This is a genomic window from Pseudonocardia petroleophila, assembly GCF_014235185.1.
Lineage (GTDB): Bacteria > Actinomycetota > Actinomycetes > Mycobacteriales > Pseudonocardiaceae > Pseudonocardia > Pseudonocardia petroleophila.
Window position 1 is genome coordinate 3,051,151 of record NZ_CP060131.1, and the last position, 14,722, is coordinate 3,065,872.

The 14,722-nt window shown below is 76.2% G+C and carries 9 protein-coding genes and 1 pseudogene; 2 read left to right on the forward strand and 8 right to left on the reverse strand.

Annotated features, from left to right (window positions below; genetic code table 11):
- Positions 1–8: 8 nt before the first annotated feature.
- Positions 9–263, forward strand: a pseudogene (locus H6H00_RS32295) (transglycosylase family protein); the annotation flags it as partial.
- A 160-nt stretch (positions 264–423) separates the two neighbouring features.
- Positions 424–1,932 carry a serine/threonine-protein kinase gene (locus H6H00_RS15235; protein WP_185721893.1) on the forward strand — a complete coding sequence of 503 codons (1,509 nt, stop codon included), beginning with the start codon at positions 424–426 and terminating at the stop codon, positions 1,930–1,932.
- Positions 1,933–1,936: 4 nt separating this feature from the next.
- Here the strand turns inward: H6H00_RS15235 and H6H00_RS15240 are convergent, their stop codons facing one another.
- The 8 genes from H6H00_RS15240 to H6H00_RS15275 form a co-directional block, all read right to left on the reverse strand.
- Positions 1,937–3,724 carry a S9 family peptidase gene (locus H6H00_RS15240; protein ID WP_185721894.1) on the reverse strand — a complete coding sequence of 596 codons (1,788 nt, stop codon included), beginning with the start codon at positions 3,722–3,724 and terminating at the stop codon, positions 1,937–1,939.
- Entirely contained in the window at positions 3,700–5,478 is a 1,779-nt protein-coding gene (locus H6H00_RS15245; RefSeq protein WP_185721895.1) for an N-acetylglutaminylglutamine amidotransferase, read from the reverse strand. The genes H6H00_RS15240 and H6H00_RS15245 overlap by 25 nt, the downstream gene beginning before the upstream one ends.
- Before the next feature lie 52 nt (positions 5,479–5,530).
- On the reverse strand, positions 5,531–8,083 hold the full coding sequence (locus tag H6H00_RS15250; protein WP_185721896.1) for a carboxylate--amine ligase/circularly permuted type 2 ATP-grasp protein: 2,553 nt from the start codon (positions 8,081–8,083) through the stop codon (positions 5,531–5,533).
- Positions 8,084–8,149: 66 nt separating this feature from the next.
- Positions 8,150–9,637, reverse strand: a complete 1,488-nt coding sequence (locus tag H6H00_RS15255) for a LuxR family transcriptional regulator (protein WP_185721897.1) — start codon at positions 9,635–9,637, stop codon at positions 8,150–8,152.
- 97 nt (positions 9,638–9,734) lie between these two features.
- The gene (locus tag H6H00_RS15260; protein ID WP_185721898.1) at positions 9,735–11,225 is read right to left on the reverse strand and encodes a dynamin family protein; all 1,491 of its coding nucleotides are present in this window, start codon (positions 11,223–11,225) and stop codon (positions 9,735–9,737) included.
- Complete coding sequence (locus H6H00_RS15265) at positions 11,222–13,060, reverse strand: dynamin family protein (protein ID WP_185721899.1); 1,839 nt, start codon at positions 13,058–13,060, stop codon at positions 11,222–11,224. The genes H6H00_RS15260 and H6H00_RS15265 overlap by 4 nt, the downstream gene beginning before the upstream one ends.
- A gap of 9 nt (positions 13,061–13,069) precedes the next feature.
- Positions 13,070–13,906 (reverse strand): IniB N-terminal domain-containing protein, encoded by an 837-nt coding sequence (locus H6H00_RS15270; protein ID WP_185721900.1) that lies wholly within the window; start codon positions 13,904–13,906, stop codon positions 13,070–13,072.
- 66 nt (positions 13,907–13,972) lie between these two features.
- Positions 13,973–14,518, reverse strand: a complete 546-nt coding sequence (locus H6H00_RS15275) for a hypothetical protein (protein ID WP_185721901.1) — start codon at positions 14,516–14,518, stop codon at positions 13,973–13,975.
- Between the last annotated feature and the right edge of the window lie 204 nt (positions 14,519–14,722).

Consider the following 14,722-nt stretch of genomic DNA (forward strand, 5'->3'; position numbering starts at 1 on the left):
CGGGCCCCGACGGCGACGTGTGGGACCGCCTCGCGCAGTGCGAGTCCAGCGGCGACTGGGGGATCGACACCGGCAACGGCTACTACGGCGGGCTGCAGTTCGACGAGGCCACCTGGGGCGACTACGGGGGGTCCGAGTTCGCCCCGCGCGCCGACCAGGCCACCCGCGACCAGCAGATCGCGGTGGCCACGCGGGTCCGCGACGACCGGGGCGGCTACGGCTCCTGGCCCGCCTGCGCGAACAAGCTGGGCCTGCCCCGGTGACGACGGGGCCCCGCGCGGGGCCCCGTCGCCCGGCTTTGCGCCGGTCGCACGTGCTGCGGGGCCGCGCGGTGGGCGCGGAACGGCGGGGTCGGGTGACCGCGGTCGCGTCGGGGGTACGCGCGGTCGGCCCGCCCGGGCCAGCTCGCTACCCTAGCGGGTGATGACTGCGCCCGAGGACCCGCCGACCCGTATCGGTAACCGCTACCGGCTCGAGGAGCGCATCGGGGCCGGGGCCATGGGCGCGGTCTGGCTGGGCACCGACGAGCTGCTCAACCGTCCCGTCGCGCTCAAGGAGCTGCTGGCCGCCGCCTCCCGCGGCAACGGCGCGGAGGGGGCCGCGGAGGCCCGCCAGCGCCTGATGCGCGAGGGCCGCATCGGGGCGCGGTTGCAGCACCCGCACGTCATCAGCATGTTCGACGTCGTCATCCACGACGAGCGGCCCTGGCTGGTCATGGAGTACCTGCCGTCGCAGTCGCTGGCCGGGGTGCTCTCCACGAAGGGCCCGATGGAGCCCCGGGAGGCCGCCGACATGGGCCGGCAGGTGGCCGACGGGCTCGCCGCCGCGCACGTCGCCGGGGTCGTGCACCGCGACGTCAAGCCCGGCAACGTCCTGATCGGCGAGGACGGGCGGGTCAAGCTCACCGACTTCGGCGTCTCCCGCGCAGTCGACGACGTGCAGCTCACCCGCACCGGCCTCATCGCGGGCACGCCGGCGTTCCTCGCCCCCGAGATCGCGCGCGGCCACGAGCCCGCGGCGCCGTCGGACGTGTTCGCACTCGGCGCCACGCTCTACGCGGCCGTCGAGGGCATCCCGCCGTTCGGCCTCGACGAGAACGCCTACGCGCTGCTGCACAAGGTGGCCACCGGCGAGGTCGACCCGCCGCAGCAGGCCGGGCCGCTGGCCCCGGTGCTGATGCGCCTGCTCGCGAAGGAGCCCGAGGACCGTCCCACCGCCGCACAGGCCCGCGACCTGCTCGCGCTCGTCGCCGCGGGCAAGGACGAGCCGGTCACGGCGGCCACCGCGGTCGCCCCGCGCCCGACGGTCCGCGCCGCCTCCGCGGCCCCCCGCGGGCCGGAGGCCGGTCCGGCCACGGTGGTCGGCGCCGCCGCGGCCGGGGCGTCGGCGCCGCGCCCGCGCCGCCGCGGCCGGCGCGTCGTCGTCGCCGTGCTGGTCGCGCTGCTCGTGGCCGGTGGCGTGATCACCGCCGTCGTGCTCGCCAACGCCGCGAACAGCGGTGACCCGGTGGCCGCCCCGGTCCCGCCGACCTCGGAGCCCGCCCCGACCACCGCGGCCCCGACCCCCACGACGGCGGCGCCCACCACCGCTCCCACGACCACGCCCGCCCCCACCACGGAACCGGCGGCGCCCGCCGTCGACGCGGTGAGCTTCGTGCAGGGCTACTACTCCCTCCTCCCCGGTGACACCGACTCCGCGTGGGCGCTGCTCGGACCGGCGGCGCAGGCGGCGTCCGGGGGCCGGTCGGGGTTCGACGGCTTCTACGCGGAGATGGACTCGGTGAGCCTGCAGAACGCCCGGTCCGCCGGGGACGGGATCGTCGAGGGCACCGTGGTCTTCGACCGCCGCGACGGCCCCACGACCAACGAGTCCTACCGGTTCGTCGTCTCCTCCGACAACGGGTCGACGGTTATCGAGTCGTTCAGCCGGTAGGCCGTCAGCCGGCCCGGGTCTCGGTGGCGGCGTCGAGCAGCGGCCCCGACACCCACCGCACGACCTCGTCGACGAACCGCTCCCGGTTCTCGACGCCCCGCACCTCGTGCCCCTCGCCGTCGAACAGCAGGAACCCGGGGGCCCGGCCGCGTTCCCGCAGCGCCTCGACGATCTGGGTCGCCTCCCCGAGCGGGACGTTCGTGTCGTGCTCGCCGTGCACCACCAGCACCGGCGCGGTGATCGCGTCGGCCCGGTGCAGCGGGGACAGCTCGCGCAGCAGGGCCGCGTCGGCCGCCGGGTCGCCGTACTCGGTGGTGGCCGCGGTCGCGATCCACGGCTCGGTGTCGCGGTAGAAGGTGTGCAGGTCGGACATGCCGCACACGTCGACGCCGACGGCGAACAGCTCCGGGTACCAGGCCAGCGCGACGAGCGTGAGGTAGCCGCCGTAGGACCGGCCCGCGACGCCGATCCGGTCGGGGTCGGCGTGCCCGGAGTCGACGAGGAACCGGACGGCCGCGCGGACGTCGGTGATCGCGGCGTGCCGCCGGGGCCCGTCGTCGGCCGCGACGAACGCCCGCCCGTACCCGGTGGACCCGCGCACGTTCGGCGCGAACACCGCGATCCCGGCCGCGAGCAGGGCCTGGAACAGCGGCGCGAACACCGGCCGCTCCTGCCACTCCGGCCCGCCGTGCAGCCAGAGCAGCACCGGTACCGGGCCGGGCGTGGTCCGCGGGCGGAACAGCCAGCCCGTCAGCGCCAGCCCGTCCTCGGCGGTGAAGTGCTCCAGGTCGGGCTCGACCAGCCCGTCGGGGGCCTCGTCGGCCAGCAGCGGCGCCGCGGCGCCGCCGGGCCACAGCGGGACGTGCGAGACCCGCGGCGGCACCGCCGGCCCCTCGCTCCCGACGAGCAGCGCGCGGCCGTCGCGGGTGAACGCGACGGACGTGACGACGTCACCGGGCGGGGGAGTCAGGGTCTCGGCGCGCCCGGAGCGCAGGTCGAGCAGCTCCAGCTCGCTGCGCCCGTCGACGTTCCAGACGAGCGTGACGCGGGCGGCCTCGGGGTCCAGCGCGACGCCGTCGAGGTCGGCGTCGTCGCGGGCGGCGACCAGCCGGGGGGCCGAGCGGCCGCGCAGGTCCAGCGCCATCAGCACGGGGCGGTCGTGCCCGGCGTCGGTGTGGACGTAGAGGCGGGTGCGGTCGAACCGCGCGTCGGCGACGACCGCGCCCCCGCCGGGCAGCAGCGGCGTGTGCAGGCCCGAGCGCAGGTCGACGAGCTCCAGCTCGCGGGCGCCGCGGCGGCCGAGCCGGACCACCGCGCGCCGCCCGTCGCCGCTGACCGCGCAGACCCGGGCCGCCGGGCCGGAGGCGAGCACGGTGGACGTGCCGTCGCGGACGTCGACCAGGCACGCCTGCCCGTCGCCGTCGTCGCCGAAGATCGTGACGCCGAGCCGCCAGCCGCCGGGGGACCAGGCGCCCAGCGCGACCGCACGGGCGGCGGGGGCGATGTCGACGGGCCCGTCGGGGCCGATCAGCCGCACCCGCGTGCGCTCCCCGCCGCCGGGGGCGAGCTGCGCGGCGAGCCACCGCCCGTCGGGCGACCAGCTCAGCGCCTGGACGTCCTCGTCGAACGCGGGCACCGGCCGCGGCGGGCCGACGGTGGTCCCGTCGAAGGCGGCCGTCCAGGCGCGCGGGCGGCCCGAGGCGTCGGAGACCCAGGCCAGTGACGTGCCGTCCGGGGCCGGGACGGCGTCGAGGTAGCTGTACGGGATCAGATCCCCCTCTCCTGCAACCACATCTCCAGCAGCGCTACCTGCCACAACGCGTTGGAGCCCAGGTTGGTGCGGGTGGTGTTCGGGTCGGCGAGCATGGCGGCGACCCAGTCGGGGCGCACGAGGCCGCGGCGGACGGCCACCGGGTCGGTGACGGCGTCGCGGACGCGGTCGAGGAACGGCCCCGCGAGGTGCCGGATCGCCGGTACGGGGAAGTATCCCTTGGGCCGGTCGATGACGCCGTCGGGCACGACCCCGCGGGCCGCGGCCTTCAGCACGCCCTTGCCTCCGGAGGCCAGCTTGTGCTCGGGCGGGCAGGCCGCGGCGAGCTCGACGAACTCGTGGTCGAGGAACGGGACGCGCGCCTCCAGGCCCCAGGCCATCGTCATGTTGTCGACGCGCTTCACCGGGTCGTCCACCAGCATGATGGTGGAGTCGATGCGCAGGGCGGCGTCGAGCGTGTCGTCGGCGCCGGGTTCGGCGAAGTGGGCGGCGACGAACGCGCGGCTCGGGTCGTGGTCGAGCAGCCAGTCGCGCTGCAGCACCGAGGACATGTCGCCGTGCGGGCGGTCGGCGAACCCGGCCAGGTAGGCGTCGACGGCGCGGTCGCGCGGTACCCCGGCCAGCGGCGGGTACCAGCTGTAGCCGGCCAGCACCTCGTCGGCGCCCTGCCCGGACTGCACCACGGTGACGTCGCGCGCCACCTCCTCGGACAGCAGGTGGAACGCCACGCAGTCGTGGCTGACCATCGGCTCGGCCATCGCCGCGATCGCCGCGTCGACGGCGGGCAGCATCCGCGCGGGGTCGACGAGGATCTGCCGGTGGTCGGTGGCGAAGTGCTCCGCGACGAGGTCGGAGTAGACGAACTCGTCGCCCGACTCCCCGCCCGCGGCGTGGAACCCGACGCTGAACGTCTTGAGCCCGGTCTGCCCCTCCCCGGCCAGCAGGGCCACGACCAGCGACGAGTCCAGCCCGCCGGAGAGCAGGACACCGACCGGCACGTCGGCCACCATCCGGCGGCGCACCGCGACCCGCAGGGACTCGAGCACGGCGTCGGCCCAGTCGCGGGCGTCCATCCCGGCGTGCTCGGCGCGGCGGGTGTGGACCGGCCGCCAGTACACGTGCTCGGTCGAGGACCCGTCGGGCTTCACCGTCCGCACGGTGGCGGGCGGCAGCTTGCGCACCCCGGCGAGGATCGTGCGCGGGGCGGGCACGATCGCGTGGAAGCTCATGTAGTGGTGCAGCGCGACCGGGTCGATCGACGTGTCGACCCCGCCGCCCGCGAGCAGCGCCGGGAGCGTCGAGGCGAACCGCAGCCGGCCCGGCGCCTCCGCCAGGTAGAGCGGCTTGATGCCCAGGCGGTCGCGGCCCAGGGTCAGCACGCCGGTGTCGCGCTCGGCGACGGCGAACGCGAACATCCCCAGGAAGCGCTCGACGCACCCCGCTCCCCACCGGTGGAACGCCTTGAGCAGCACCTCGGTGTCGGAGTCGGAGAAGAAGCGGTAGCCGTGGCCCTCCAGCTCCGTGCGCAGCTCGCGGTAGTTGTAGATGCAGCCGTTGAACACCGCGGTCAGCCCGAGCCCGGGGTCGACCATCGGCTGCGCGCCGCGCTCGGACAGGTCGATGATCTTCAGTCGCCGGTGGCCCAGCGCGATCGCCCCGGCGGCGTGCACCCCGGACCCGTCGGGCCCGCGCGGGGCGAGCGCCGCGGTGATCCGGGCGACCGCCTCCACGTCCGCGGGCCCCGTCCAGCTGATCTCCCCCGCGATGCCGCACATGCCCCACAGCGTCTCCGCCGGTTGTTACGGCCGTGTGACGCGGGGTGGTCGCTCACCGGAGCACCCAGGTGTCCTTCGCCCCGCCGCCCCGCGACGAGTTGACGATCATGCTGCCGGCCGGGGCGACCCGGCTCAGCGCGGCCGGGAGCACCTCGGTCGTCGGGGTGCCGCCGGTGTGCGACTGCAGCACGAACGCCCGCAGGTCGACGGCCCGCGGTTCGAGCTTGTCGCCCGCGAACGTGGGGTGGCTCGACAGGGCGACGAGGTCCTGCGCCACCCACCCCGCGGGGTTGGCGCGGATCGCGGCGGAGACCTCGGTCAGCTCGCCCACCCCGGCGTGCGGGCCGATCACGATGCCCTGCCCGCCGTAGCCGTCGACGGGCTTGAGCACGAGCTCGTCGAGCCGGTCGAGCACCTCCGCGCGGCGCTCGGGATCGACGCACGGGTAGGTGGGGACGTTGTCGAGCAGCACCGGCTCGCCGAGGTAGTAGCGGACCATGTCGGGGACGTAGGCGTAGACGAGCTTGTCGTCGGCCACGCCGTTGCCCAGTGCGTTGAGCAGCGCGACCTGCCCGCGGGCCACCGCGTTGCCCACGGCGCGGCCGATCAGGCGCCGGTCGGGGCCGCGCGCGGTCATCAGGGTGCGCTCGTCGAGGCGGCGGTACAGCGCCGCGATCCGCCGGGGGGTGCCCGCGCCGACGAGGAGCACCCCGTCCTCGGTGACCTGCAGGTCGCGCGGGGTCACCAGCGCCACGCCCATCTGCTCGGCCAGCAGCCGGTGCTCGTAGTACGCCGAGTCGGCCGGCCCGGAGGTCAGCACGGCCACCCCGTCCGGGTCGGTCGAGTCGGTGGCGGAGAACAGGGCGGAGCGCAGGCTCCCCGGCACCGACTCCAGCCCGACGACGCCCGCGGGCGGCTCCAGGTCGGGCATCACGCTGCGGATCAGGCGCCGGGACGTGATCGAGTACCCGATCCCGGACGGGACCCGGAGGTTGTCCTCCAGCACCACCCAGTGGTCGGCGCGGTCGCGCACGAGGTCGATCCCCGCCACCGCGATCCGCACGGCGTCGTCCGGGGCCAGCGTGCCCAGCCAGGTCCAGCCCGGGGCGTGGTCGATCACCGACGCCGGGACGATCCCGTCGGTGACGATCCGCCGCTCCCCGTAGACGTCGCGGACGAACGCCTCCAGCGCCCGGACCCGCTGCACGAGCCCCGAGCTGAGCCCGGCCCAGTCCTCCGCGGTGACGATGCGGGGCACCAGGTCGAGCGGGAAGAGCCGGTCCGGCTCGCCGTCGCCGAGCCGGAAGGTGACGCCGCGGGCCTTCTGCTCGGCCCGCAGCGCGCCCTCGGCCGCGGCCATCCCGCGCGGGCCCATCCGGTCCAGCGCGCGGAACAGGAAGCCGTAGTGCGGCAGCACGGTGCCGCCCGCGCCGACGGCCTCGTCGAAGGCCTCGGGGTGGTAGGCGTCGAGCAGCTCCGGGCTGGCCGGGACGGTCGAGGGCGGGGCGACCGCGGGCTCGCGGCCCTGCGTGTGGGCGAGCAGGGCGTCGACGACGTCGGTGAACTCGCCGCGGCGGCCGAAGGCCCGGCGCTGCCGGGCGGCGGCGCTGCCGCGGGCCAGGGTGGCCCGCGAGAGCTCGCGGACCTGCTCCCAGTCGCCGAGCTCCTCCAGCTGGGGGCGCAGGTGGTCGACGAGCTGCCCGATCAGGATGGGCGGCGACACCAGCGCCGGCCCGGAGAGGTCGACGAGATCGCCCTCCAGCCCCGACCGCGCGGCCCGCCAGCTCGCCGCGCGCAGCAGCTCGTGGCGCGACGCGGGCAGGGGGAGCCCGGCGTCGAGGTCGGCGCGGGCCATGCCGACCAGCGCCCGGAACAGGCCCGCGATCAGCACGACGTCGTCGACCTGGGGACAGGCGTCGCACACCCGCAGCTCGACGGTCGGCAGGTGCGCGCTGGGCCGGATGTCGAAGTAGACCATCCCCGGGTCGCTGATCGTGCCGGACGCGATCAGCTCGGCGACCATGGCGTCGTAGTCGGCCGCGGTCTCGACGTCGCCGGGCGGCCCGGCGGTGGGCCAGCGCGACCACACCATCGACCGGAAGCTCGCGTACCCCGAGTCGCGGCCGCGCCAGTACGGCGAGCTGGCCGACACCGCGAGCAGGATCGGCAGGTACGGGGCGACGCGACGGACGACCTGCACGGCCACGTCGCGGTCGGGGACGTCGACGTGCACCTGGGCCCCGCAGATGTGCTGCTCGCTGACCAGCAGCTGGTACTCGTGCTGCATCCGCTCGTAGCGCGCGCCGGCGGAGATCAGGTCGCCCTGGTCGGCGAGCGGGACCGTGCCCGCCGCGACCACCCCCAGACCCAGCGGCTCGGCCACCGACTCCAGCGTGGAGCGCAGCCGCCGCAGGTGGTGGCGCAGGTCGTCGAGGGTGGCGCAGACCGGGGTGTTCGTCTCGACCAGCGACCGCTGCAGCTCGGGGGCGAACTCGGCCCCGTCGAGGCGGGACAGCAGGGAGTCGACCTCGGGAGCGGCACGACGGGTCTCCAGGTCGACGACGTGGAACTCCTCCTCCGCGCCGAGCAGGGGCAGCGCGGTCATGGGCCCGACGCTAGGTGCCGGTTGTTACGGCCGTGCTTCGGCGAGGTCACCCCCACTGCGTACCCGTCAGCCGGTGCGGGCACGCAGCGCGGCGACGAGATCGGCCCGGGTGGCCACCGCCAGCTTCTGGCGCAGGCGGGCGACGTGCTGCTCGACGGTCTTGGGGGAGATGTAGAGGCGCGCCCCGATCTCCTTGTGGGTCAGCCCGTCGACGACGAGGGCGCCGACCTCGCGCTCCCGGTCCGACAGCTCGTCGGCGCCCGCGACCCGGCGCGGCCCGCGGGTGGGCCGCAGCCGGCGGCCGGTCTCCAGCAGGGCCCGCGCGACGGCAGGGGTCCCGGCCCGCGCGGACGCGGCGCGGCACAGCTGCCCGGCCTCCCACGGCCGCCCGCCCGCGTCGAGTGCGGTGGCGACCCCGTCGACGGCGCCGGGGTCGACCCGCCCGGAGAGCACCGCGGCCCACTCCGCTGCGGCCTCGGCGCGCACCCGCAGCACCGGGTGGTCGACGGCGAGGTCGGCGAGCGGGCCCGCCGCCGCGGCGGCCGCGGCCGCGTCGTCGGCGACGACCGCCCGCTCCAGCGCCCACCACAGCCGCGCCGCGACGGCCCACCACGGCGACCCCGCCGAGGTCACGGCGTCGGCGATCGCGCCGGGGAGGTCGGCGGAGTCGTCGCCGACCAGCGCGCCCCCGACCGACAGCTCGCCCCACGCGTCGACCAGGAACAGCTCGACGTCGGCCCCGGCCATCACCGGCACCACGCGGTGCCAGGTGGCGGCGAGTGCGGCCGCGTCGCCGCCGCGCCGGGCCAGCCCGACCCCGACGGCCGCGGCCAGCACGGCGTTGCGGCGCAGCACGGGCCGGTCCCCGACGTCGGCGAGCGCCTCCCGCGCGGCGGACAGGCGCCCGGCGCGCAGGTCCAGCCAGGCCGCGAGCAGGCGCTGCCGGGTGCCCGGGCGGGTGCCGGGCACCGGGTCGAGCATCGCGCGGGCGGCCCGCTCGTGCCCGCCCGCCGCGGCGACGGTGGCCGCCAGCTCGCCCCACTGCTCGGGCGCCAGCGGGTCGGCCGGGACGGTGGTGGCGGCCAGCCCGGCCAGCCGGCGCGCCGCGGGCTCGACGGCGCCGCGCAGCGCGTCCAGGCCCGCCGCCGCGCCGTCGACGAGCACGGTGAGCCCGCGCGGCGCGGGGTCGGGGAGCCGGGCGTGGGCCGCGGCGAGGTCGTCGGACCCCGTGTCGACGTCGCCGACGAGCGCGGCGAGCAGCGCCGCCCGGGCGGCGGCCCACGCCGCGGCCGCGGACGGGGCGGAGTCGGCCTCGGCGTCGAGGACGCCGGAGATGCCGCGCCAGCGGCCCGCGGCGTCGAGCAGGGCGCCGTCGGCCGCGGCGGCGGCCGCGGCCACCCCGGCGGCCCGCGCCCCGGGGTCCGACCCGGAGGCCAGCGCCCGGTCGGCCGCGTCGATGGCGGCGACGGCGTCCCCGCGGGCCCAGGCCTCCTCGGCGAGTGCGGCGTCGTCGGCGGTCTCGGTGCGGGTCTCCTCGACGGCGGTGCTCGGCATGGCTGCTACCCCCTGAAGTGGTGTCCGGCCCATGCTGGTCCGGCGGCGACCACCCGTTCGTGTGCCGGGACACACACGGAGGTGTCCGCAGGACCCGTCACAGAGGAGGACGCCCCGGGGCGGGTGATACGCGCCGGGGGGAGGGGGCGGGCCGTGCGGCGAGGATGCCCTCGCAGGTGCGGATGACGGTGTGGCAGGCGCCGGTCGCGGTGCGCGGGAGCATCGGGTTGGCCGCGTGCCGCCGCCAGCGCTCCAGGGCGGCGAAGGCGGCGTGGCGCACCTCCGGTGCCGGGGCGTCGGCGGGCAGGCCCAGGCGTGCGGTAGGGGCCGCCCCGGCGTCGCCCAGGAGCCGCTCGGCCTCCTCCGCCGCCGGCCGGGGGAGCCCGACGACGCCCGAGCGCAGCGCCCCGAGCAGCCGGAGCTCGGCGAACTCGTGCGCCCCCGCGAGCACCCGCTCCACCTCGCGCGCCAGCGGGCCGTCGCGCCGCGTCCCCGGCAGCAGCCGGTCGACGGCGAGCAGCGCGGACCGGGCCTTGAGCAGGTCGCGGCGGCCGGTGAACCGGGTGTGCAGGACCCCCTGCAGCTCGGTCAGCCCGCTGCGCGCGACGAGCTCGGCCGCGAGCGCGTCCGGCGTCGCCGTGCCCTGGCGGATGAGCATCGCCGAGAGCCGGATGCCGAACAGCCCGAAGCGGCGCACGAGGCGGTCGCGCAGCGCGGCGTCGTCGCCCCTGCGGAACCGCGCGACCGACAGCAGCGCGGAGTCCAGCTCCTCCCGCGGCAGCGCGGCGAGCCCGGCGAGCGCGGTGAACTCGGCGTGGCGCAGCGTCCGCCCGGTCTGGGCGAGCAGCCCCGCCACCGCGACGACGTCCTGGCACAGCCCGCGCACCGTCGGGTCGGCGCGGTAGCGGCTCGCGATGCCGCGGGCGGAGAACATCGCGTCGACGCGCCCGCCGCCGATCTCGTCGGCCCGCGAGATCACCGCGACGGTGTTGACGGCGGTCGCCCGCGCGACGCCGCGGTCGCGGAAGGACTCCAGGAACTCGGCGTCCGCGGCGTGCAGGTGCCGCATCAGGTAGACGACGGCGTCGGCCTCGGTGGGGGTGTCGTCGTCGGGGTCGAGGAACGCGACGGTCCGCTGCGAGGTCGCCGCCGACGTCGACGCGATGCCGGGGGTGTCGATCAGCGTCGCGGTCCGCAGGCTCTCCGCGGGCCAGTCGACGACGAGCCGGTCGACGTCGTCGGCCGGGGTGCCGTCCAGGTCGATGACCAGAGCGCCGTCGGTGCGGCGGACGGTCAGCGGCTCCGGGTGGCCGGTGCGCGGGTGCAGCACGATCCGCGGTACGGACCCGTCGCGGTACCAGGTGACGACCCGTGTGCACTCCCCGGCGTCGGTGGGCGCGATGTTCTCGCCGACCAGGGCGTTGAGCAGCGTCGACTTGCCCGCCTTGACCTTGCCGGCGATCGCGACGCGCAGCGGTTCGTCGAGCCGGGCCAGCTGGGCCCGCAGGTGCGCGACCGTCGCCGGGTCGTCCCGGTGGGTCTCGATCGCGAGCAGCAGGACGCGGCGGGTGGCGGCGAGGAGGCTCACGACGCGACCGCCTGCTTCGCCGGCCGGGGCAGCAGCGCCCGGGCCAGGCGGCGCACCGCCTCCAGCTCCTCGAGCTGGGCCTCGATCTCGGCCTGGCGCGCCGCGCGCTCGCTCTGCGACTGCTTGACGGCGCGCTCGGCGGCCTGCTGCGACTCCGCGAGCGAGCGCTTGAGCTGCTCGGCCTGCTCGGTGAAGTGGTCGCGCAGGTCGCGCTGCACCGTGCGGAGGCGGTCGCGGGAGTCCTTGCCGACCTGGAACGTCACGTCGTCGACGTAGCGGCGGGCGGCGGCCTTGGCCTCGTTCTGCCGCTTGGTGACGATCCGCTTGCGCTCGTCGCCGACGGACTTGCCCGCCATGACCAGCCCCGCCCCGATCCCGAGCGGGTTGATCAGGGTGGCGAAGCCGAGGAACGTGCCCATCATCCCGAACATGAGCATGCCCATGTACCCGCCGCGCAGGCCGGTGAGCGCCTTGTTCCCGATGCTCCAGGACTCCGCGCTCGGCATCGCCATCCGGCGCACCGACCGCAGCGCGTCCGACGGGTCGTTGCGCAGCGCGGGGAGCAGCTGGTCGCGGTCGGTGGAGAAGTGCTCGGCGACCCGGTGGGCGAGGTGCCGCGCCCGCTGGGTGGCCCAGACGAAGTTCGCCGCCGCCGCGTTCGCGACCTCCTGCTGCACCCACCCGGAGAACTGCTCCCACACCTTCGTCGGGTCGCCGACGGCGGCCAGCTCGTCCTCGGCGAGCCGGCTGATCTCGCGCATCCGGTCCCGCAGGTCGTAGTCGATGTCGGCGTTGAGGTCCGCGACGCCGTCGTTGAGCGTCTGCTGCCAGCGCGCGGAGCGCTCCTTGAGCGCGGTCGCCCGCTCCTGGGCGGCGGTGAGCCCGGCCAGCAGCGCGGCCGCGGCCGCCGGGTCCTGCGCGGTCAGCTCGGCGCGCAGGCTGCCGGCGATCTGGTCGGTCACCGCCAGCACGTCGTGCACCACGCCGCGCCGGGCGATGCGGTCCGCCTGCCCGAGCACGCGCTTGCGGACGTAGCCGACGAGCGCGGGGAAGCCGGACTCGGCGTTGGCCTCGGTGTCGCTGTGCAGCACCGCGTGCCAGCGCAGGGTCGACGACACCTCGAACAGCTCGGCGGAGATGCCGGTGGCCGCGAGGTGGCCGCGGTCGAGCTCGGCGATCCGGGCCGACTCCGGGTACAGGTCGGTCTTGGTGAGCACGCACGCCACCGTCGGGCACACCGACGCGGCGTGGCGCAGGAACGCCATCTCCGGGGCCGTGTACTCCTGCGAGGCGTCCGAGACGAGCAGCACGGCGTCGGCCGAGGGCAGGGCCGACATCGTCGCCGCGCCGTGCACGGAGGTGAGCCCCCCGACGCCGGGGGTGTCGACGAGCTCCAGCCCGCCGGCCAGCACCGGCCGCGGCACCGCGACCTCGACGTGGCTCCAGCCCTCCCGGTTGCCCGGGTTGCCCTGTTCGCAGACGTGGGCGGCGAGGTCGGCGGCCGGCACGTCGACGCGCTCGGGCTCGGTGCCCGGCCCCCCGCGGCGCACGAGCGTCACCGCCACGGCGTCCCCGTGCCGCACGACGGTCGGCACCGCGGTGGCGACGTCGTCGAACGTCGGGCACACCGGGGCGCCCACCAGCCCGTTGACGAGCATCGACTTGCCCTGCTTGAACTCGCCGACCACCAGCACCCGGACCCGCCCGTCGAGCACGCGGGCGCGCGAGGTGCGTAACCGCTCGTCGAGGTCGGGCCGGTCGTAGCGGGCGATGGCGGCGAGGGCCCGGTCGACGACCTCGGCGGGGCTCGGCGGGCCCGGATCGGGGCTGGTCATCACGGGCTCCTAGACGACCGCGGCGTCGACGTCGAGGTCGGCGTCCGCCTCGGGTTCGGGCTCGGGGTCCGGCTCGACCACCGGCTCGGGCTCCGCGACGGGCTCCGGATCCGCCTCGTCGACGCCCCCGGTCCCGGTGTCCGCGGTGTCCCCGGTCCCGGTGTCCGGCGGCGGGTCCTGCGTCCCCACGAGGTCCTCGGTCGCGATCCCGAGCGGCGGGTTCTCCGGGCCGGCGGCCGGTTCCGGCCCGGCGGTGCCGTCGTCCTCGACGACGACGGTGTCGTCGTCGTCGTCGTCGCCGACGATCCTGTCGTCGTCGCTGACGATCGTGTCGTTGTCGTTGATGATCGTGTCGTTGTCCTGGACGGCCGTGACGTCGTTGACGACCGACGAGCTGTCGTTGAACGAGTCGTCGATGATCGTCACGTCGTCGTCGGAGTTGAACGAGTCGGAGAAGGTCACGTCCCGGTCGTCGATGGTGATGACGTTCGTCTCGGTCACCTCGGTGACGTGGAAGGTCGCCGTCGTGTGCTGGATGGCCTGGACGGGGTCGTCCCCGCCGCCGTGCCGCCCGCCGCCACCGTGGCCGCCGCCGCTGTGCCCGCCCCCGCCGCCCCCGCCACTGCCGTGTCCGCCACTGCCGTGTCCGCCCCCGCCGTCCCCCCCGTGGCGGAGCACGCCGGTGTCGCACATCTGCAGCTGCGCGTCGCGCACGTCCTGGCCGGTCAGCCCGTCGAGGCCGGCGTCGGCCAGCGCCTGCCGCGGCTGCGCCTCGAACGCCATGCGCTTGCTCTCGTCGCCCATCAGGTCGAGGAGGAAGTCGATCACTTGGGACAGCGCGATCACGGCTGTTCACCTCCGGGTCGGCCACCGGCCCCGCCCGTTCGTCGCGGGCGGGGCCGGTGGGATGGGTCAGTTGATGAAGGTGGACAGGTCCAGGTCGGCGTCGGCGTCCGCGTCGAGGTCGGCGTCGTTGTCCTGGTCGGAGTCCTGGTCGTTGTCCTGGTCGGAGTCGAAGTCCTGGGAGGCGTCCGCGTCGACGTCCACGTCGGAGTCGGCGTCGCCGCCGCGCCCGCCGGAGGCGTCGGCGTCGCCGCCGAAGCCGCCGTCGCCGCCCGTCCCGGTGCCGTTGGCGTCACCGGTGTCCCCGAAGTTGATGTTGACGCCGTCGGCGTTGTTGCCGCCCTGGGCGATGCCCCCGGACTGACCGCCGATGCCCAGGCCGTTGCCGCCGTCCGCGCTGCCGCCGACGGCCAGTCCGCCGTCGCCGCCGTCGCCGCCCTCGGTGTTGGTCGCCGTCGTGACGTCCTGGTCCTGGTCGCCGACCTGCGTGGTCTCCTGGTCGGAGACCTGCGCGCTCTCGTTCTGCTGGTCGGAGTCCTGCAGGAGGTTCTGGTCGAGGTCGAGCTCCTCGTTGAGGTCGGCGATGAAGCTCTCGACGTTGAACGAGCCGGTCATGGTGTGCTCCTCGGTTGTGGGTTCCACGTTCTGGTGCCGAGAACGATGGGCCCCGGGGCCACCCCCGCGGATCCGGGCGGCCCCCGGTTCCCTCGCCGCCCGACACCGGGATCCCGGTGCGGCGGCGGCCCGTACTAGGGGATCCACCCGGTACTTCCGGTCGGGGCGTCTCCGGCGCGGCGATGCTGGCCTCTGTCCCCACGG

Coding starts and splice junctions, on each gene's coding strand:
- H6H00_RS15235 (WP_185721893.1), top strand. CDS start 424: ATGACTGCGCCCGAGGACCCGCCGACCCGTATCGGTAACCGCTACCGG.
- H6H00_RS15245 (WP_185721895.1), bottom strand. CDS start 5,478: ATGTGCGGCATCGCGGGGGAGATCAGCTGGACGGGGCCCGCGGACGTG.
- H6H00_RS15250 (WP_185721896.1), bottom strand. CDS start 8,083: ATGACCGCGCTGCCCCTGCTCGGCGCGGAGGAGGAGTTCCACGTCGTC.
- H6H00_RS15255 (WP_185721897.1), bottom strand. CDS start 9,637: ATGCCGAGCACCGCCGTCGAGGAGACCCGCACCGAGACCGCCGACGAC.
- H6H00_RS15265 (WP_185721899.1), bottom strand. CDS start 13,060: ATGACCAGCCCCGATCCGGGCCCGCCGAGCCCCGCCGAGGTCGTCGAC.
- H6H00_RS15275 (WP_185721901.1), bottom strand. CDS start 14,518: ATGACCGGCTCGTTCAACGTCGAGAGCTTCATCGCCGACCTCAACGAG.